This window comes from Streptomyces lichenis (assembly GCF_023218175.1).
Lineage (GTDB): Bacteria > Actinomycetota > Actinomycetes > Streptomycetales > Streptomycetaceae > Streptomyces > Streptomyces lichenis.
In genome coordinates, this window is the sequence record NZ_JALPTH010000012.1 from 44493 (window position 1) to 63619 (window position 19127).

The window sequence follows — 19127 nt, forward strand, 5'->3', positions numbered from 1 at the left end:
GCTAGGAGTGGTAATGGCTACGCGAGAAAGCGGAGCGAGCGCGGGTGGCGGCGGACCGCTGGCCGGCGTCCGCGTCATCGACCTGGCCACCGTCGTCATGGGTCCCTACGCCGCGCAGATCCTCGGAGACCTCGGCGCCGATGTCATCAAGATCGAGTCACCCCGGGACACCGTCCGCAACGGCATGACGTACCGCCACCCCGGGATGACACCGCTGCATCTGAACGTCAACCGCAACAAGCGCAGCATCAGCCTGAACCTCAAGGAAGAGGGCGACCGCGACCGGGCCCTGCGGCTGATCGCCCGCTCCGACATCCTCATCTGCAACATGCGCGTCGGGGCCCTGCGCCGCCTCGGCCTCGACTACGACACCATCGCCGAAGCCAACCCGCACCTCGTCTATGTGCACGCCCAGGGCTTCCGCCCCGACTCCGACCGCGCCCGGCTCGCGGCCTACGACGAGACCGTGCAGGCCGCCTCCGGACTGGTGGACCTGGCCCAGCGGGCCGGTGACATCGGTGTGCCGACCGTCCTGCCGAGCATCCTCGCCGACAAGGTGGCGGCCCTGACGATCGTCTACTCGGCCCTCGCCGCCCTGGTCCACCAGCGCGCCACGGGTGAAGGCCAACTCGTCGAGGTCCCGATGACGGACGCCCTGCTGGCGTTCAACCTCGTCGAGCACCTGGACGGCCACACCTTCGATCCGCCGCTCGGCCCGACCGGCTTCCCCAACTCCCTGCTCAAGGGACACGGAGCCCGGCGGACGAAGGACGGCCACGCGATGGTCATCCCCTACAGCCCGCAGGACTTCCGCGCCCTCTTCCACGCGGCGGGCCGACCGGACCTCGCGCGGGACCCGCGCGTCAACGCCGAGCGCATCGACGTACGCAACGACGCCGCCGACCTCCTGGAGCTCCTCGAATCCGTCACTCCGGCCCTCACCACCGACGAATGGGCCGAGGTGTGCACCGAGCACAGCATCCCCTTCGGGCCGGTGCTCCGGCTGGAGGAGGCGACCAGCGACCCCTATGTGCAGGGCGGCCACCTGCTCGACGTCGCCGAACACCCTACCGAGGGCAGCTACCGGGTCATCGGCATCCCGACGGCCTTCTCCGCCACCCCGGCCTCCGTCCGCCGGCACGCGCCCCGTCCCGGCCAGGACACCGACGACATCCTCACCGAACTCGAAGGCAGCCGCTCATGAGCACCTCCGGCACCCCCGGCCCCGGCCCCGGCGGGGACCGCACCGCGACCGCCCCCGTCACCACCGAGCAGGCCGGATCCGCGCTGGTGATCACCATCAACCGACCCGCGGCCCGCAACGCGGTGGACGCCGGGGTCGCCCAGGGGATCGCCGGGGCCCTCGACCGGCTGGAAGCCGACCCGGCACTGCGGGTGGGCGTGGTCCAGGGCGCGGGCGGCACCTTCAGCGCCGGCATGGACCTCAAGGCCGCCGCCCGAGGCGAGTCCGCCGAGATCCCCGGCAAGGGGTTCGCGGGCCTGGCCGAAGCCGAGACGCACAAGCCGCTGATCGCCGCGGTGGAGGGCTTCGCCCTCGGCGGCGGCTTCGAGATCGCCCTGGCCTGCGACCTCGTCATCGCCGCCGCCGACGCCGTGTTCGCGCTCCCCGAGGTCAAGCGAGGACTGATAGCCGGCGGCGGGGGAGCCATCCGGCTGCCCCGGCGCATCCCCCACCACCTCGCCATGGAACTGCTGCTCACCGGTCGCACCGTCACCGCCGACCGCGGCGCCGAACTGGGCTTCGTCAACACCGTCACGCCACCCGGCCAGGCCCTGCCCGCCGCGCTGCGCCTGGCCGAGGAGATCGCCGGCAACGCCCCCCTCGCTCTGGGCGCCGTCAAGGCCGTGGTCCGCCTCGCCGACCGGCTGGACGAACCGGCCGCCTTCACCGCGCAGCGCGAGCAACTCGCGGCCCTGGGGCGGTCCCTGGACCTCGCCGAGGGCATCCGCGCCTTCACCGAGAAGCGCGCACCCCACTGGACCGGACGATAGGAGGACAGCGCCATGCGCGCCGAGGACGTTCCGCGGGCGGCCGTCACGCCGCTGACCCGGCCGGCGTACGCACCGGTCACCCCCCGGTTCACCGACCGGGAGTACCTCAACATCGTCTACCGCACCGACCCCGAGGCCCTGCGGGCCGTGGTGCCCGAGCCGCTGCAGATCGACGAACCGCTGGTCCGGTTCGAGATCATGAAGATGGGCGACGTCACCTCCTTCGGCCCCTACGTCGAGGGCGGCCAGGCCATCCCCGTACGCCTCGGCCAGGATCGCGGCGAGTACCTGCACGCGATGTACCTGGACAGCTTCGCCGCCACCGCCTCGGGCCGGGAGGCCGGCGCCTACCCCAAGGCCATGGCACGGCCCGCGCTCTTCGCCGAGGAGGGTGCGCTGGTCGGAGTGCTGGACCAGGGCTCGATCCGCGTCGCCACGGCCACCATGGGTTACAAGCACCACCCCCTGGACCTCGACGAGGCACGCGCGCAGATCACCGTGCCGACGTACATGCTCAAGTTCGTCCTCGGCTACGACCAGCGGCCGCGGGTCGCGGACCTGGTGCGCACCGAGATCACCGACATCGTCGTGAAGGAGGCCTGGACCGGCCCGGCCCGCCTCCAGCTCTTCGCGCACGTCCTGGCCCCGCTCGCCGACCTGCCGGTACGAGAGGTCGTCTCGGCCACCCACATCATCGCCGACCTCACCCTGGCCGGCGTCCGGCCGGTCCACGACTACCTCGCCTGAGCGGCCGGAAAGACAAGGACCCCTCATGAACCACCACAGCACCGCACACGCCCACGACACCATCACCACGGTGGCCGTGGTCGGCGCCGGAACCGTCGGACTGGGCTGGGCGGCCCTGTTCGCCGCCCACGGGCACGCCGTGCGCCTGACCGACCCGCGCCCCGACCTGGCGGAGACCCTCGACGAGGCGATGCCGCTGCTGGCCGCGAGCCTGCACACGACCGCACGGGCGCTGCGCGCACGCGTCGAGATCAGTGCGGACCTCGCCGAGGCGGTCCGCGACGCCGACCTGGTACAGGAGAACGGCCCCGAGCGACTGGAGCTCAAGCAGGAGCTCTTCGCCGACATCGCCCGGCACGCGCCCGGCCACGCCGTCCTGGCCTCCTCCAGCTCCGGCATCGTCCCCTCCGCCATCGCGCGGCGGCTGCCCGACGAGGCCGCGGCCCGGATGCTGATCGCCCACCCGTTCAACCCACCGCAGGTCGTCCCCCTGGTGGAGCTCGTCCCCGGCACGCGCACCAGCGAGCGGACGGTGGCGCGGGCCGCCGGGTTCTACCGGTCGCTGGAACGCGTCCCGGTGCGCCTGCGCAAGGAGATCGAGGGCTTCGTGGCCAACCGCCTGCAGGGCGTGGTGCTCCGGGAGGCGTTCCGCCTGGTGGCGGACGGCGTCGTCACCGCCGAGGAGCTCGACACCATCATGAAGACCTCGCTGGGCGGACGCTGGGCGGTCGTCGGCCCCCTGGAGAGCTACCACCTCGGCGGCGGCCCGGGCGGCATCCGCCACATGGTCGAGCACCTCGGCAAGGGCCTGGAGCAGGCGGACGGCACACCCGCCATCGATGAGGCCGCCCTCGCCCGCGTCATCGAACAGACCGAGTCCGCCTACGGCACCGGCCCCGCCGCCTACCGCGCCCGCGCCGAACGCCGCGACCGCAAGCAGCTCGCCGTCAACGCGGCGGTCGCCGACTGACGCCGCCCGCCGGCCGGCATCTGACGGACCCCCGCAAGGAAAGGGACACACCCATGGCACGGCATATCCACACCGACCCCGACTTCTTCGGCTTCGCCGCCCTGCTCAGCGAGACGGAACGCGCCGAACTCGCCGACATACGCGCCTTCCTGGAGCGGGAGCTCGCACCGCTCGCGGACGAGGCCTGGAAGAAGGCGGAGTTCCCCGACGGCGTCTTCGGCAAGTTCGCCGAACTCGACCTGGCCGGCCGGTCCTACCCGGAGTACAGCAACACCGGGAAGAAGCGCCGCAGCGCCCTGTTCCAGGGCTTCCTCAACCTGGAGCTGAACCGCGTCGACCCCTCGTTCGCGGTGGCCGCCGGCGTCCACACCGGACTGGCGATGGGCAGCATCAACGGCGGCGGCAGCCAGGAGCAGCGCGACCGCTGGCTGCCCGACATGGTGGCCTTCCGCAAGATCGGCGCCTTCGGCCTGACCGAACCGGAAGGCGGCTCCGACGTCGCCGGCGGCATGCGCACCACCGCCCGCCGGGAAGGCGACACCTGGGTGCTCGACGGTGCCAAGCGCTGGATCGGCAACGGCACCTTCGCCGACCTGGTCGTCATCTGGGCCCGCGACGAGGCCGACGACAACGTCAAGGGCTTCGTCGTGGAGAAGGGCACCCCCGGCTTCACCGCCGAGAAGATCGAGGGCAAGATCGCCCTGCGCACGGTGCAGAACGCCGACCTCGTACTGGACGGCGTACGGGTGCCGGAGGAGAACCGGCTGCAGCGCATCGACAGCTTCCGGGACACCGCCGAGGTGCTGCGCGCCACCCGCGGCGGTGTCGCCTGGCAGGCCCTCGCCATCGCGGTACGCGCCTACGAACTCGCCCGCCAGTACGCCACCGAGCGCGTCCAGTTCGGCCGACCCATCGGCGGCTTCCAGCTCGTCCAGGACCTGCTGGTGAAGATGCTCGGCAACATCACCGCCATGTTCGGGATCGTCACCCGCCTGGCCCAGCTCAGCGACGCCGGCCAGGACACCCCCGAGCAGGCCGCGCTCGCCAAGGCCTTCACCACCACCCGTATGCGCGAGGTCGTGGCCTGGGCGCGGGAGCTCTTCGGCGGCAACGGCATCGTCCTGGAGTACGGAGTCGCCAAGCTCTTCGCCGACGCCGAGGCCGTCTACTCCTTCGAGGGCTCGCGCGAGATGAACACCCTCATCGTCGGCAAGGCCATCACCGGGCAGAGCGCCTTCGTGTGACGAGCCCCCCGTGCGGCTGCCGGCAGGCGTCCGGCAGCCCGGTCCATCGCCGAACACCGTACCCCTGTGCCGGCATTGGGCGCGGTGTCGGAGTTGGCGGTGCCGCCGTGCACGGTCGCCGTACCGCTTGGCGCGGTGAAGGGGTTGGCCTCTCGAAAATCGATGGGATGGCACACCGAACCTGGCGAAGAGCCATGGCGGAGTCGTTGCCGGCGTATGGCTGGATTCGTGCTCCCCGCTGACCAGGTAACCGGCCTATGCCTCGATGTGGCCTTTGCTGGTCATCACGCGGCGTTCCCTGGTACCACGGCTTCACCAGGACAGCCAGGAGCGTAGGTGGCGCCCCCAAGTCGTCCCGCACCCGGGCCGGCTTCCGCTCAGGCCTGCGATCACTCTCGGTTACTATGCTCACTTCATGCCGGAGGCCGGCAGCCCTCCGTCGAAGGCAAGGCTGAAGAGATGGGTGGCATGGGAAAGTGCTGAAAGAAGTTGTCGCGACCCGCTATGTCACACCCCTGCGGGAGGGCGGCTCGCTGCCCGGGATCGTCGAGGCCGACGACCTCGGGACGTACGTCATGAAGTTCACCGGCGCCGGGCAGGGGCGCAAGACCCTGGTGGCCGAGGTGGTCTGCGGGCTGCTGGGGCGGCGGCTCGGGCTGCGGGTGCCGGAGCTGGTGGCCATCCAGCTCGATCCGGTGATCGGGCTGGGTGAGCCGGACCAGGAGGTCCAGGAGCTGCTGAAGGCCAGCGGCGGGCTGAACCTCGGGATGGACTACCTGCCGGGGTCGATCGGCTTCGACCCGCTGGCGTACGAGGTGGGGTCGGCCGAGGCCGGGCGGGTGGTCTGGTTCGACGCCCTGATCAACAACGTCGACCGCTCCTGGCGCAACCCCAACATGCTGGTCTGGCACGGCGATCCCTGGCTCATCGACCACGGCGCCACCATGATCTGGCACCACAACTGGCCCGGGGCCGAGGCCTCGGCCGCCAAGCCCTACGACGCCTCCGACCATGTCCTCGCCCCGTTCGCTCCCGACGTCGCCGCCGCGGCCGAGGAGTTGGCGCCGCTGGTCACCGAGGAGCTGCTGACCGAGGTCACCGCCGAGGTCCCCGACGAGTGGCTGGTCGACGAGCCCGGCTTCGCCACCACCGACGAGCTGCGCCGCGCCTATGTGCGGCCGCTGCTCGCCCGCGCCGCCACCGTCCATGAGCGGATCACCCTCGGCGAGCGCACCGAGCGCCCCGCCTCGGCGGCTCCCGGCTGGCTCACCGGGCACGCCCGGCCCTGGCCGCACACCGCCGGTACGAAGGGTGCGACGGGTACGAAGGAGGACGGGGCCGGTGAGTGAGCGGGACGTCTTCGAGTACGCGCTGCTGCGGGTGGTGCCGCGGGTCGAACGCGGCGAGTGCTTCAACGCCGGGGTGGTGGTCTACTGCCGCGCCCGGTCCTTCGTCCGCGCCCGGACGCATCTGGACGAGGCCAAACTGCGGGCACTCGACCCGGCCGCCGACACCACCGGCGTACGCGCCGCGCTGCGCGCGGTCGAGGGGGTGTGCGCCGGCGGGGACCAGGCCGGGCAGGCCGCGCGCGACGACGCCGGCCGCCGGTTCCGCTGGCTGGTCGCGCCGCGCTCCACGGTGGTCCAGCCGGGCCCGGTGCACACCGGGCTGACGGCCGACCCGGAGGCCGAGGTCGAGCGGCTGCTCGATCTGCTGGTGCGCTGAGCCCGGATGGGCCCTTGCGAGCAGGCGTGATCCTCGGCACCCGGTGCGGCGTTGACACCGGGTGCCGCGGTCTCTAGCGTCTCGTGCGCGGAGGGTACTAAGCGGTCGCTCACCCGTCCGGGTGTACAGCACTCTCCGGCCACCACCAGGGCACTGGGACTTCCAAGGGCGAGGAGAACAGCCATGTCCACCACCGAGCAGCGTGTCGCCGTCGTGACCGGAGGTGCGCGGGGCATCGGCGCCGCCACCGCGGTCCGGCTGGCGGCCGAGGGCCGCGCCGTCGCCGTACTCGACCTCGACGAGGCGGCCTGCAAGGACACCGTCGAGAAGATCACCTCCGCCGGGGGCCGGGCGCTCGCGGTCGGCTGCGACGTCTCCGACGCCGCCCAGGTGGAGGCCGCCGTGGCCCGGGTGGCCCAGGAGCTTGGCGCCCCGGTCATCCTGGTCAACAACGCCGGAGTGCTCCGCGACAACCTGCTCTTCAAGATGAGCGAGTCCGACTGGGACACCGTGGTCGGCGTCCACCTCAAGGGCGCCTTCCTGATGGCCAAGGCCTGCCAGAAGCACATGGTGGACGCGGGCTTCGGCCGGATCGTCAGCCTCTCCTCGTCCTCCGCGCTGGGCAACCGCGGCCAGGCCAACTACGCCGCCGTCAAGGCGGGGCTCCAGGGCTTCACCAAGACCCTCGCCAAGGAGCTCGGCAAGTTCGGCGTCACCGCCAACGCGGTCGCCCCCGGGTTCATCGCCACCGAGATGACCGCGCAGACCGCCGCCCGGGTCGGCATGGGCTTCGAGGAATTCCAGGCCGCGGCCGCCACCCAGATCCCGGTCCAGCGCGTCGGCACCCCCGAGGACGTGGCGGGCGCCATCGCCTTCTTCACCGGCGACGACGCCGGCTTCGTCTCCGGCCAGGTGCTGTACGTGGCCGGCGGCCCGCTCAACTGACTCCCGAGGAGGCAACGACATGACGCAGGACATCCCGCTGTCGGGCAAGGTCGCCCTGGTCACCGGCGCCAGCCGGGGCATCGGCTACGGGGTCGCCGAGGCGCTGGTCGCCCGCGGCGACCGGGTGTGCATCACCGGGCGCGGCGAGGACGCGCTCAAGGAGGCCGTGGAACGGCTCGGCGCGGACCGGGTGATCGGCGTACCCGGCAAGGCCCACGACGAGGCCCACCAGGCGCTCGCCGTGGAGCGGACCATGGAGGCCTTCGGCCGGGTCGACTACCTGGTCAACAACGCCGGGACCAACCCGGTGTTCGGCCCGATGGCCGACCTGGACCTCAACGTGGCCCGGAAGGTCTTCGAGACCAATGTCGTCTCCGCGCTCGGCTTCGCCCAGCGCACCTGGAAGGCCTGGCAGTCCGAGCACGGCGGCGCCATCGTGAACATCGCCTCGATCGCCGGCGTCTCCGCCTCGCCGTTCATCGGCGCGTACGGGATGAGCAAGGCGGCCATGGTCAACCTGACCCTCCAGCTCGCCCACGAGTTCGCCCCCCGGGTACGGGTCAACGCCATCGCCCCCGCCGTGGTGAAGACCAGGTTCGCGCAGGCCCTGTACGAGGGGCGGGAGGCCGAGGCGGCCGCCGCGTACCCGCTGGGACGGCTCGGCGTCCCCGAGGACATCGGCGGCGCCGCCGCCTTCCTCACCTCCGACCAGTCCGACTGGATCACCGGGCAGACCCTGGTGGTCGACGGCGGAATCTTCCTCAATGCCGGAGTCGGCTGATCCCGGTTCGGCCCGATTGGCGCATGATCGCCTCAAGTGCCCCGTCCGGCTCACCCATTGACCTGGCGGGGCACTGCGGTATGGTCGGCCGATCCATGGCTGAACGAGGAGCGTGCGCACGTGTTCAACCGGACCAGTCTGCGGGCTGCCGCAGCCCTTGCGTCCATATCCCTGCTGGCCGGATGCGGCCTGGTGGCCGGCGATGACGCCGAGGGAAGCAAGAAGATCACCGTCGGCACCACCAGTGCTCCCACCACGCTCGACCCCGCGGCAGCCTGGGACAACTCCTGGGAGCTCTACCGCAACGTCTTCCAGACGCTGCTGAGCTTCCCCACCGGCAGCACCGCCCCCCAGCCCGACGCCGCCGACTGCACGTTCACCGACACCGTCAGCCAGGTCTACCGCTGCGAACTGCGCGAGGGCCTCACCTTCTCCGGCGGCGCCAAGCTCGACGCCAAGGCGGTCAAGCACTCCATCGACCGCATCCGCACCATCGACGCCCAGGGCGGCCCGGCCGGGCTCCTCGGCTCGCTGGACCGGGTCGAGACCCAGGGCGACCGCACCGTCGTCTTCCACCTGCGCAAGTCGGACGCCACCTTCCCGTTCATCCTGGCCACCCCCGCCATGTCGATCGTCGACCCGGCGAAGTACCCCGCCGACAAGCTGCGCGAGGACGGCGGCGTCACCGGCTCCGGCCCCTACACGCTGGAGTCCTACCAGGAGGGCGACCGGGCCGAGCTGGCCGGCAACCCCACCTACAAGGGCTTCGCCCAGCGCAAGAACGACGCCGTCACCATCCGGTACTTCCAGCAGTCCGAGGCCATGGTCAAGGCGCTGCGGGACAAGGAGATCGACGCCACCTACCGCGGTCTGACCTCCGAGGAGGTCGTGGAGCTGGGTGAGAACCGCAAGGAGAACGAGGGCTTGCAACTGGTGGAGTCCACCGGCGCCGACATCCGGTACCTGGTCTTCAACGCCAAGGACCCCTCGGTCAGCAAGCTCGCGGTGCGCCGGGCCGTCGCCCAGGTGGTCGACCGCTCCGCGCTGGTCTCCAAGGTCTACCAGGGCACCGCCGAGCCGCTGTACTCGATGGTCCCCAAGGGCATCGCCGGCCACACCACCTCCTTCCTCGACAGCTACGGCAAGCCGGACGCGGCCAAGGCGGCCGAGCTGCTGTCCGAGGCCGGGATCACCGAGCCGGTCGAGCTGACCTTCTGGTACACCACCGACCGGTACGGCTCCGGCACCGCGGCCGAGTTCAAGGAGCTCAAGCGGCAGCTGGAGGCCACCAAGCTGTTCAAGGTGACCGTCCAGGGCAAGCCCTGGAAGGAGTTCCAGGGCGGCTACCAAAAGGGCAGCTACCCGGTCTTCGGCCGCGGCTGGTTCCCCGACTTCCCGGACCCGGACAACTTCATCGCCCCGTTCGTCGGCAAGCAGAACGCCCTCTCCACCCCGTACGTGCGCCCCGAGATCACCGACGAACTGCTGCCGAGGACCCGCAAGGCCAGCGACCGCTCCACGGTGACCAAGGAGTTCGAGCGGGCGCAGGAGATCCTGGTCGAGGACGTCCGGCTGCTGCCGCTGTGGCAGGGCAAGCTCTACATCGCCGCGAGCGAGGAGATCGCCGGCGGCGAGCGCGCCCTGGACCCGCAGACGGTCATGCAGCTGTGGGAGCTCCAGCGGAAGACCAGCTGGTAGAACCGTTTCGCCTCGTCGTCCCTGACACGGCCGTCGCAGCCCGCCCGGGCCGCGGCGGCCGTCGGCGTAGGGGGCCCCGGGCCGGATGGACCGGTTGTCAGTGGCCCCCGGTAGGTTCTGTGGCGGATAGGCGTTCACCCACCGGAGGTTGTCCACGTGACCGACACCGACATGCTGCCCGAGTCCTGGCGCGGAGTCCTCGGCGACGAGCTGCAGAAGCCCTACTTCAAGCTGCTCACCGAGTTCGTCGAGGAGGAGCGGGCCAAGGGGCCGGTCTACCCGCCCCGTGAGGAGGTGTTCGCCGCGCTGGACGCCACCCCCTACGACCGGGTGAAGGTCCTCGTCCTCGGCCAGGACCCGTACCACGGCGAGGGCCAGGGGCACGGGCTGTGCTTCTCGGTGCGGCCCGGTGTGCGCACCCCGCCCTCGCTGCGCAACATCTACAAGGAGATGAAGGAGGAGCTGGGCCACCCGGTCCCGGACAACGGCTATCTGATGCCCTGGGCCGAGCAGGGCGTCCTGCTGCTCAACGCGGTGCTCACGGTCCGCGGCGGCGAGGCCAACTCGCACAAGGGCAAGGGCTGGGAGAAGTTCACCGACGCGGTGATCAGTGCGGTCGCCGCCCGCCCCGACCCGGCGGTGTTCGTGCTCTGGGGGAACTACGCGCAGAAGAAGCTGCCGCTGATCGACGAGACCCGGCATGTGGTGGTCAAGGGCGCGCACCCCTCGCCGTTGTCGGCGAAGAAGTTCTTCGGCTCCCGCCCCTTCACCCAGATCGACAAGGCCGTCGCCGACCAGGGGCACGCCTCGATCGACTGGCGTATCCCCGACCTGGGCTGACCGGGCGCCTTCGCCGCGCCGCCGCCCCGCCGGGCGGTTAGCGTCACCGGGGGTGCGGGCCGGTGGACCGGGCGGCCGGCCGCGAGGCTGAGCGGAGGCGTGGTGCGGGAGCAGCAGCAGGGTGTGTCGGACGAGGCCGTCATGACCAGGATCGGGCAGACCAGGATGCTGCTCCACGGCGGCGACCGGGAGGAGGCCCGCAACCGGTTCGCCGCGCTCTGGCGCCAGATCGGCGAGCACGGCGCGCCACTGCACCGCTGCACTCTGGCCCACTACATGGCGGACGCCCAGGACGACCCCGGGGACGAGCTGGCCTGGGACCTGCGGGCACTCACCGCCGCCGAGTCGGCCGCCGACTCCGGCTTCGGCGCCGGGTGGGCGGGGTCGGGTGCGGCGGCCGGGGACGGTCCGAGAGCCGAGGGCGGCTCGGCCGCCGCGCTGCGCGCCCTGTACCCGTCGCTCCAGCTCAACCTGGCCGCCGACTACGCCAAGCTGCACCGCCCGGACGCCGCCCGGGCGCACCTCGCCCGAGCCCGCGCCACCGCCGAGGACCTGGCGCAGGACGGCTACGGTACGCGCGTCCGCGCCGCCATCGCCCGCCTGGAGCGCCGACTCTACGGGGGCTGAGCCGCTGCCCCGAAGCGCCGAGCCCCTGGTGGCCGTCGCGGCGGCCGGGACGGGCCCGAGGGGCTGCCCTGAAGCACCGGGCTCCCCGTCGGCCGTGGCGGCGGCGGCCGGGACGGGGCCCAGGCGGTGGATCAGGGCCTACGGGGCCCCGACGGCCGCCGAGTGGCGGCCCCGGAGCGGGGCCCGGGGCGGGGCCCGGGGCGGCAGCCCAGGGCGAGGCCAACGACAGCCGCGAGCATCGACCTAGAGCGGGCAGCGGGCAGCGGCCCAGGATCCACGGGCCGTCGACGGCGGCCGGGACGAGGCCTGAGCGGCGGTCCCCGACCCACGGGCCGTCGACGTCGGCCGAACAGCACCTGGAGCGGGGGTGGCGGGGGACGGGACCCGAGCGGTGGATCAGGGCCTACGGGGCCGCCGACGGCCGCCGAGCGGTAGCTCGGGGGAGGCCAACGACGGTCGCGAGCAGCGGCTCCGGAGCGGGGGCGGCCCGGGGTGGGCCCGAGGGGCTGCCCCGAAGCACCGGCCCCCGCCGGCCTTGGCGGCGACGCCCGCGGCGGCGGCCGAGACGAGGCCCGAGCGGCGGCCCCCGATCCACGGGGCCGTCGACGTCGGCCGAACAGCGCCTGGGGCGGGGGCGGGCCGGGACGGGGCCCGAGCGCCGGGCCAGGGCCTACGGGGCCGCCGACGGCCGCCGAACGGTAGCTCGGGGCGAGGCCAACGACGGCCGCGAGCAGCGGCCCCGGAGCGGGGGCGGCCCGGGATGGGGCTTGAAGGCTAGCCCCGAAGCACCGACGCCCCGCCGACTGTGGCGGCGGCCGGGATGGGGCCCGGCGGCAACGGGCTCACGGGGTCGCCCTCAGTGGCCGTAGGCCTCGCGGCAGAGCCTTGCCTGGGGGCTGCCTGTGGGCCAGCCGCCGTATGTGCCGCCGAGCGCGCACACCTGGGGGACCAGGTCGGTGACCGGGGCGGTGGGCACTGCCGGGGGGTCGGCCTGGGGGCGGGGGGCGCGGATCCGGTCGGCGGACGGCCGCTTGCCGGGGCGGCCCGGGCGGGAGTCGTCGCCGTCCCGGTGCCGCCGGGCCGCCGGGGCCGCCGCGGGTGGCTGGGCGCGGGGGGCGGTGGCGGCCGCCGGAGGGGCGGTACGGGACGGGGTGGCCGGCGGGGCCGCCTCCAGGGCTTCCTGGGCCGGGCCCTCGACGGGTGGCGGGATGGGCGGGGACCGGTGGCCGTCGGCCGGGTGGGCCTGGGAGCCGCCGGGGCCGGAGGGCGGGGGAGTGGCACCCTGGTCCACCGAGACGCAGCCGGCCACCGCCGCCAGCGCCAGGGCGGACAGGGCCATGGTGGTGATGCTCGTTCGTCGCACCCGCCAACTCTGCTGGTCCGCGCGGGCTTTCGGGGGCACTACCCGCCGTTATTGGCCCCGACGGGTGATGGATGCGACGGGCTGACGGGCTGATGATCGGTGCCCGCCGCTGCCGCCCCGCCGCCCAGCATGCCGCCCAGCAGTTCGGCCATGCCCCGCCGTACCTCCGCCAAGCCGGGCACGGAGGTGTGGAAGGTGCCGACCGCGCAGGAGAACAGCAGCCCCTCGCACCAGGCCGCCAGGGAGAGGGTGTGGCGCTCGGGGTCGCTCGACCCGGCGCCGCGCAGCAGGGCGGTCAGCGGCTCCCGGAAGCGCTGCCCCATCCGGTCGTAGTAATCCCTCAGCGCAGGCCGCCGGGTCGCCTCCATGCCCAGCTCGTAGCGGGCCACCAGCAGCTCGCGGTGGCGGGTCAGATAGCGGTGCAGCGCCAGCGCCAGCCCGTCGGTCAGGGCGTCCAAGCCGCCGTCCGGCCCGGGCATCTCCTCCAGCGCCAGCATCCGGGCCTCCCGGTCGGCCAGCCGCCGTACCGCCGCCTCAAGGAGCGCCTGGCGGGTGCGGGCGTGGTTGGAGGTGGAGCCCTGCGGCAGCCCGGCCGCCTCGTCCACCGCGCGATGGGTCAGCCCCCGCATGCCCCGCTCCACCAGCAGGGCGAGGGCGGTGTCGGCGATCAGCTCGGCGCGTGCGGTCACCGCCCCAGACTACCGCCCGCACTACAGCCGTAGTAGCTTAGTGGTCGAGTGCACTACGGATGTAGTTACCGATTCGGCCGGACCGGCGCCATCGGTGCGCGCGGCCCCGGTGACACCGCTACGGAGGAGTGACCCGCCCATGGACAAGTCCCGGCCCCAGGCCCGCGCCGTCGTCGTCGGCAGCGGTATCGGCGGGCTGACCGCCGCTCTCGCCCTGCACCGGCGCGGCTGGCAGGTCACCGTGCTGGAGCGGGCCGCCTCGCTCCGGCCGGTCGGCGCCGGCATCGGCCTGGCCCCCAACGCGCTGCGCGCCCTGGACACCCTCGGCCTCGGCGACGAGCTCCGGGAGCTCGCCACCTGGCAGGGCGACGGCGGGCTGCGCACCCCCGGCGGCCGCTGGCTCTCCCGTACCGACGCCCGGGCCGCCGCCGCCCGGTTCGGCGGACCGCTGGTCATGCTCCACCGGTCCACCCTCATCGGCCTGCTGGCCGGCCGGCTCCCCGAGGGCACCGTCCGCACCGGCGCGCCCGCCCGGCTCGCCGACCCCGGCACCCCCGGCGGCCGCCCCGCCCGGGTCGCCTTCCCGGACGGCGAGCTGGAGGCGGAACTGCTGGTCGGCGCCGACGGCATCGACTCCGCCGTGCGCACCGCCCTCTTCCCCGAGCACCCGGGCCCCGTCTACACCGGGATGACCACCTGGCGGACCGTCATCCCCGCCCCCGGCGAGCCGTTCGCCCCGCACGAGACCTGGGGGCGCGGCGCCCTGTGGGGCACCCAGCCGCTGAAGGACGGCCGCGTCTACGCGTACGCCGCCGCGGCCGCCCCCGAACGCTCCTTCGCACCCGACGGCGAGGGTGAACGCGCCGAGCTGCTGCGCCGCTTCGGCCACTGGCACCAGCCGATCCCGAGCATCCTGGCCGCCACCCCGGCGGACGCCATCCTCCGCCACGACGTCCGCCAGCCGGCCCGCCCGCTGCCCGCCTACCACCGGGGCCGCACCGCCGTGCTCGGCGACGCCGCGCACGCCATGGCGCCCACCCTCGGCCAGGGCGGCAACCAGGCCATCGAGGACGCCGTGGTGCTGGCCCACCACCTCGCCCCGGGCGCCGACCCCGGGCCCGGGCTGGCCGGCTACTCCGCCGACCGGATGGGCCGCACCGCCGCCATCGCCGCCAAGTCCGCCCGGATCGCCCGGCTGGCCACCCTCGGCAGCGGGCCCGCCGTCGCCCTCCGCACCGCCCTGATGGTCCTGGCCGGCCGACTGGGGCCCGGCCTCGCGCTGCGCACCTTCGACTCCATCGCCGACTGGCGGCCGCCCACCCGCACGTATGCTGACCTGGCACCCGAGCACCCGGCCGGCAGCACCACCTGCTGACCGGACCGCCGCGCCGGGGCACCGACGGCATCGACGTACCCGAAACAGGGGGCACCACGTGAAGATCGGCTGCATCGGCCTCGGAGACATCGCCCAGAAGGCGTACCTGCCGGTGCTGGCCGCGCTGCCGGGGGCGGAACTGCACCTGCAGACCCGCACCCCGGCCACCCTGGCCCGTACCGCCGAGACGTACCGGGTCCCCGAGGCCGGGCGCCACACCGACCTGGACTCCCTGCTGGCCGCCGAGCCGGACGCCGTCTTCGTGCACGCCCCCACCTCCGTGCACGCCGAGATCGTGACCCGGCTGCTGGAGGCCGGCATCCCGACCTACGTGGACAAGCCGCTGGCCTACGAGTTCGCCGACTCCCGCCGGCTGGTCGAGCTGGCCGAGCACCGCTCCACCAGCCTGGCCGTCGGCTTCAACCGGCGCCAGGCCCCCGGCTACCTCCAGTGCCTGGACCACCCGCGCGAGCTGATCCTGCTCCAGAAGAACCGCGTCGGGCTCCCCGAGGCACCGCGCACCCTGGTGCTGGACGACTTCATCCATGTCGTGGACACCCTGCGCTTCCTGCTGCCCGGCCCCGTCGAGCACACCGACGTCCGGGCTCGGGTGCAGGACGGGCTGCTGCACCATGTGGTGCTCCAGCTCTCCGGCGACGGGTTCACCGCCGTCGGCATGATGAACCGGCGCTCTGGCTCCGCCGAGGAGATCCTGGAGGTTTCCGGTCAGGACACCAAGCGCCAGGTCCTCAACCTCGCCGAGGTCGTCGACCACAAGGGCCAGCCCACGGTGCGGCGGCGCGGCGACTGGGTGCCGGTGGCCCGCCAGCGCGGCATCGAGCAGACCGTGCACGCGTTCCTCGACGCCGTCCGTGCCGGGGAGACGGTCAGCGCCCGGGACGCCCTCGCCACCCATGAGCTGTGCGAGCGGATCGTCCGGGAGTGCGAGGAGCAGACCGCCGTCTAGGACGGCCGCCGGTCAGGGCAGGGGCGGTGCCCGTACAGGGCGCTGCCGTACAGGGCGCCGCCGTCCAGGGCCGGGCGCTGCCGTCCAGGGCGCCGCCGTACAGGGGCGGGGCGGTACCCGGCCAGGACGCCGCCGTACACGGCGACGCCGCCGTACACGGCCGGGCGTGCGTCTGAGACGCCGCCGGTGGACCGGGCGGGTGCCCGCCTAGGACGCCCCGCGCGTACCAGGTCGTCGTCGCGCCCGCCGGGAGGCCCGTAACGCCGCCCGTGCCTCCGTCCCCGCGTACGCCGCCAGGACCGCCAGGGCCAGATACACCGGCCAGGGGCCCAGCCGGACGTACGGGGTGGTCCCGGTGGCCAGCGGCACCTCGTACACCGCCGCCGTACGCGCCTCCGTACCGAGCGGGCGGCCGATCCGCCGCCCGTCCGGCCCGTACACCGCGCTGACCCCGGTGAGCGTGGCGTGCACCATCGAGCGGCCCGTCTCGGCGGCCCGCAGCGCCCCGAGCGAGGCGTGCTGGTCCGGCGCCCAGCTCTGCTGGAAGGTGGACGTCGCCGACTGCGCCACCAGCAGCTCCGCCCCCTGCCGCACCAGCGCCCGGCTCATGTCGGGGAACGCCGTCTCGAAGCAGACCAGCGGGCCGAACCGCAGCACCCGGCGGCCCTCCGTAGCCCCGGCCTCCATCACCACCGGCCGCTCACCGCGCCGCCGGTCCTCCCCGGCCGCCTCGCCCACCGAGGTCGCCCAGCCCAGCGCCGAGCGGAACGGGACGTACTCCCCGAACGGCACCAGCCGCATCTTGTCGTACCGGTCCCCGGTGGCCCCGTCCGGTCCCACCAGCACACTGCTCTTGTGGATGCCCGGCCGGTCCGACCGCCGCGCGTCCACATTGACCAGCACCTCCGCCCCGGTCTCCCGGGCCAGCGCCGCCAACCGCCGCTGAAGCCCGGGCTCGGCCGCCAGGTCGGTGCCGACACTGCTCTCCCCCCAGACCACCAGGTCCACGTCCTGCCCGGCCAGCCGCCGGGTCAGCTCCTCCTCCCGGTCGAACCGCGCCCCGGCCCCGCCGACCCCGTTGACGACCCCCGGCTGCACCACACCCACCCGGACCGTCCCGTACGGCTCCGGGGTCCAGGCGAACCGGCTCACCAGCAGGCCTGCCAGCGCGCACACGATCAGCCCCGCCAGTCCGGTACGCCGGGTCCGGGCGCCCGCCACCAGCGGCACCACCGCCGTGTTGACCGCCACCACCAGCAGCGACAGCAGCCACACCCCGCCCACCGACGCCAGCCGCAGCGCACCGGCCGCCTGCCACTGACTCGCCCCCAGCAAGCCCCAAGGGCCGCCCAGCCCCTGCCAGGAACGGATCAGCTCCACCATCAGCCAGCCGGACGGCACCACCGCGAGCGCCACCAGCGCCCGCCCCGGCCCACCGCTCAGCATCCGGTGCGCCAGCCACCCCCAGGACAGCCACAGCAGACCCAGCAGCGCGGCCAGCGGCACGATGAAGACATGGAGGTCGGGCGCCAGCCAGTGGTGCACCGCCAGCATGAAACCGGCCCCGCCCAGCCACCCCTCGAACGCGGCCCGCCGCCCGCCCGGCGCCGAGCGGAGCAGCAGCAGCCAGGGCACCAGCGCCACCCAGGCGAACCACCACAGCGAGGGCGCCGGGAACGCCAGCGCCGGAAGGGCTCCGGCGACCAGTGCCGCCACCGCCCGCCACCAGGGCCGCCCACCGGTCCCCGCCCACCGCATCGGCACGCCTCCTCGCCGTCGGCCCGCCCGGCCCGGCATCGCCACAGGAACAGACCACTCCAGTGTGCGGGCCATCAGGCGGTCCCGGCCCCCGTGCGATCTTGGGGGGCCCGGCGCACCCTGGACGCATGGCCTGGCAGGCACCCGTCGTCGTCCACCGCCCCTCTCCGGGCGGCGGCCGGCGCGTCACCATCCGCGGACAGATCGCCGGACTGGCCCACCATGACGCCGACCTGGTGGAGTTCCTGCGCCGGGCCGGACTGGACGAGGCGGACATCTCACTGGACGACCCGCAGTTGGTGGAGTGGCGCGGCGGGCGAGCCCACCACTTCGAGGCGGCCTGAGCGTACGGGGTCCCGGACTCAGCCGGCCGACTCGCCGGCGTGCGGGCTGAGCACGCCCAAGCCGACCAGGGCGAAGATCAGCAGCCCCAGCAGCACCCGGTAGATCACGAACGGCATGAAGCTGCGGGTGGTGATGAACTTCATGAACCACGCGATCACGGCATATCCCACCGCGAACGCGACAATCGTGGCGAAGATCGTCGGCCCCCAGGACACATGCCCGCCCTCGGTGGCGTCCTTCAGCTCGAACAGCCCGGAGGCCAGCACCGCGGGGATGGCGAGCAGGAAGGAGTAGCGGGCGGCCGCCTCACGGGTGTAGTTCATCAGCAGACCGCCGCTGATGGTCGCGCCCGAGCGGGACACCCCCGGGATCAGCGCCATCGCCTGGCACATACCGAAGATCAGGCCGTCCTTGACGTTCAGCTCCCGGAGCGACTTGCGCTCCCGCGCCGCGCGGTGCCGGCCGCCCTCCTCCACCCGGGCCGCCAGCCGGTCGGCGAAGCCCAGCACCAGGCCCATCACGATCAGCGTGGTCGCGATCAGCCGCAGATCGCGGAACGGCCCCTCGATGTGGTCCTTCAGGGTCACGCCCAGCACGCCGATCGGGATCGAGCCGACGATCACCAGCCAGCCCATCTGGGCGTCGTGGTCCGAGCGCATCGCCCGGTCGGTCAGCGAGCGGAACCAGGCGGAGACGATCCGCGCGATGTCCTTGCGGAAGTAGATCAGCACCGCGGCCTCGGTGCCGATCTGGGTGATCGCCGTGAACGCCGCACCCGGGTCGTGCCAGCCCGCGAAGGCCGCCGTCAGCCGCAGATGCGCGCTGGACGAGATGGGCAGGAACTCCGTCAGCCCCTGGACGAGTCCGAGGATGAGCGATTCGAACCAATTCATGGAGCCTGGGCCGTCCCGGATGTCAGCGTGCGGTCAGTTGGCGTGGTCCGGCCGGTGGTTGATCACCGCCGCCGGACCGGGGCAGGGTACCGGCCCCAGATGAATGGAAGGCTGCGCCCGGCCGTCCGCCGGGTGACCGGCGGATAC

Annotated in this window: 19 protein-coding genes; 15 read left to right on the forward strand and 4 right to left on the reverse strand. The window is 73.4% G+C overall.

Translation table 11 applies throughout. The features are described 5' to 3' along the window. Window positions 1-13 precede the first annotated feature (13 nt). The 12 genes from M1O15_RS14025 to M1O15_RS14080 all read left to right on the forward strand — a co-directional run bounded on the left by M1O15_RS14025 (window position 14) and on the right by M1O15_RS14080 (window position 11590). Window positions 14-1204 (forward strand): CaiB/BaiF CoA transferase family protein, encoded by a 1191-nt coding sequence (locus M1O15_RS14025; RefSeq protein WP_248634138.1) that lies wholly within the window; start codon window positions 14-16, stop codon window positions 1202-1204. Then, entirely contained in the window at window positions 1201-2013 is an 813-nt protein-coding gene (locus tag M1O15_RS14030; RefSeq protein WP_248634139.1) for a crotonase/enoyl-CoA hydratase family protein, read from the forward strand. Before M1O15_RS14025 ends, M1O15_RS14030 begins: the two co-directional genes overlap by 4 nt. 12 nt (window positions 2014-2025) lie before the next feature. Next, on the forward strand, window positions 2026-2760 hold the full coding sequence (locus tag M1O15_RS14035) for an acetoacetate decarboxylase (RefSeq protein WP_248634140.1): 735 nt from the start codon (window positions 2026-2028) through the stop codon (window positions 2758-2760). Window positions 2761-2785: 25 nt separating this feature from the next. Then, window positions 2786-3730, forward strand: coding sequence for a 3-hydroxyacyl-CoA dehydrogenase NAD-binding domain-containing protein (locus tag M1O15_RS14040; RefSeq protein ID WP_248634141.1), 945 nt, complete (start codon window positions 2786-2788; stop codon window positions 3728-3730). A gap of 53 nt (window positions 3731-3783) precedes the next feature. Continuing rightward, entirely contained in the window at window positions 3784-4974 is a 1191-nt protein-coding gene (locus tag M1O15_RS14045; protein ID WP_248634142.1) for an acyl-CoA dehydrogenase family protein, read from the forward strand. Window positions 4975-5450: 476 nt separating this feature from the next. Then, on the forward strand, window positions 5451-6323 hold the full coding sequence (locus M1O15_RS14050) for a HipA family kinase (RefSeq protein WP_248634143.1): 873 nt from the start codon (window positions 5451-5453) through the stop codon (window positions 6321-6323). Further along, complete coding sequence (locus tag M1O15_RS14055) at window positions 6316-6699, forward strand: DUF3037 domain-containing protein (RefSeq protein ID WP_248634144.1); 384 nt, start codon at window positions 6316-6318, stop codon at window positions 6697-6699. The genes M1O15_RS14050 and M1O15_RS14055 overlap by 8 nt, the downstream gene beginning before the upstream one ends. Before the next feature lie 183 nt (window positions 6700-6882). Further along, window positions 6883-7644 carry a 3-oxoacyl-ACP reductase FabG gene (fabG, locus tag M1O15_RS14060; RefSeq protein WP_248634145.1) on the forward strand — a complete coding sequence of 254 codons (762 nt, stop codon included), beginning with the start codon at window positions 6883-6885 and terminating at the stop codon, window positions 7642-7644. A 19-nt stretch (window positions 7645-7663) separates the two neighbouring features. After that, window positions 7664-8425, forward strand: coding sequence for an SDR family oxidoreductase (locus M1O15_RS14065; protein ID WP_248634146.1), 762 nt, complete (start codon window positions 7664-7666; stop codon window positions 8423-8425). Between the two features lie 120 nt (window positions 8426-8545). Continuing rightward, complete coding sequence (locus tag M1O15_RS14070) at window positions 8546-10123, forward strand: ABC transporter substrate-binding protein (RefSeq protein WP_248634147.1); 1578 nt, start codon at window positions 8546-8548, stop codon at window positions 10121-10123. A gap of 156 nt (window positions 10124-10279) precedes the next feature. Then, window positions 10280-10963 (forward strand): uracil-DNA glycosylase, encoded by a 684-nt coding sequence (gene ung / locus M1O15_RS14075; RefSeq protein ID WP_248634148.1) that lies wholly within the window; start codon window positions 10280-10282, stop codon window positions 10961-10963. 141 nt (window positions 10964-11104) lie between these two features. Then, window positions 11105-11590 carry a hypothetical protein gene (locus M1O15_RS14080; protein ID WP_248634266.1) on the forward strand — a complete coding sequence of 162 codons (486 nt, stop codon included), beginning with the start codon at window positions 11105-11107 and terminating at the stop codon, window positions 11588-11590. An 856-nt stretch (window positions 11591-12446) separates the two neighbouring features. Here M1O15_RS14080 and M1O15_RS14085 read toward each other — a convergent pair. Both M1O15_RS14085 and M1O15_RS14090 read right to left on the reverse strand, forming a co-directional pair. Then, complete coding sequence (locus M1O15_RS14085; protein WP_248634149.1) at window positions 12447-12953, reverse strand: hypothetical protein; 507 nt, start codon at window positions 12951-12953, stop codon at window positions 12447-12449. Between the two features lie 38 nt (window positions 12954-12991). Beyond that, entirely contained in the window at window positions 12992-13642 is a 651-nt protein-coding gene (locus tag M1O15_RS14090; RefSeq protein ID WP_308282317.1) for a TetR/AcrR family transcriptional regulator, read from the reverse strand. Between the two features lie 139 nt (window positions 13643-13781). On the opposite strand from M1O15_RS14090, the gene M1O15_RS14095 reads away from it, so the two are divergent. Next, window positions 13782-15017: an FAD-dependent monooxygenase gene (locus M1O15_RS14095; protein ID WP_248634150.1), complete on the forward strand. Its 1236-nt coding sequence runs from the start codon at window positions 13782-13784 to the stop codon at window positions 15015-15017. Between the two features lie 58 nt (window positions 15018-15075). Continuing rightward, the gene (locus tag M1O15_RS14100) at window positions 15076-15984 is read left to right on the forward strand and encodes a Gfo/Idh/MocA family protein (RefSeq protein WP_248634151.1); all 909 of its coding nucleotides are present in this window, start codon (window positions 15076-15078) and stop codon (window positions 15982-15984) included. 207 nt (window positions 15985-16191) lie between these two features. Here M1O15_RS14100 and lnt read toward each other — a convergent pair whose 3' ends face one another. Then, the gene (gene lnt / locus M1O15_RS14105; protein WP_248634152.1) at window positions 16192-17742 is read right to left on the reverse strand and encodes an apolipoprotein N-acyltransferase; all 1551 of its coding nucleotides are present in this window, start codon (window positions 17740-17742) and stop codon (window positions 16192-16194) included. Window positions 17743-17870: 128 nt separating this feature from the next. Between lnt and M1O15_RS14110 the strand changes: the two genes are divergently transcribed. Next, a complete protein-coding gene (locus M1O15_RS14110; protein WP_248634153.1) occupies window positions 17871-18086 on the forward strand; it encodes a hypothetical protein in 216 nt (71 codons plus the stop codon). Window positions 18087-18104: 18 nt separating this feature from the next. Here the strand turns inward: M1O15_RS14110 and M1O15_RS14115 are convergent, their stop codons facing one another. Beyond that, a complete protein-coding gene (locus tag M1O15_RS14115; protein WP_248634154.1) occupies window positions 18105-18980 on the reverse strand; it encodes an undecaprenyl-diphosphate phosphatase in 876 nt (291 codons plus the stop codon). Window positions 18981-19127: the final 147 nt, after the last annotated feature.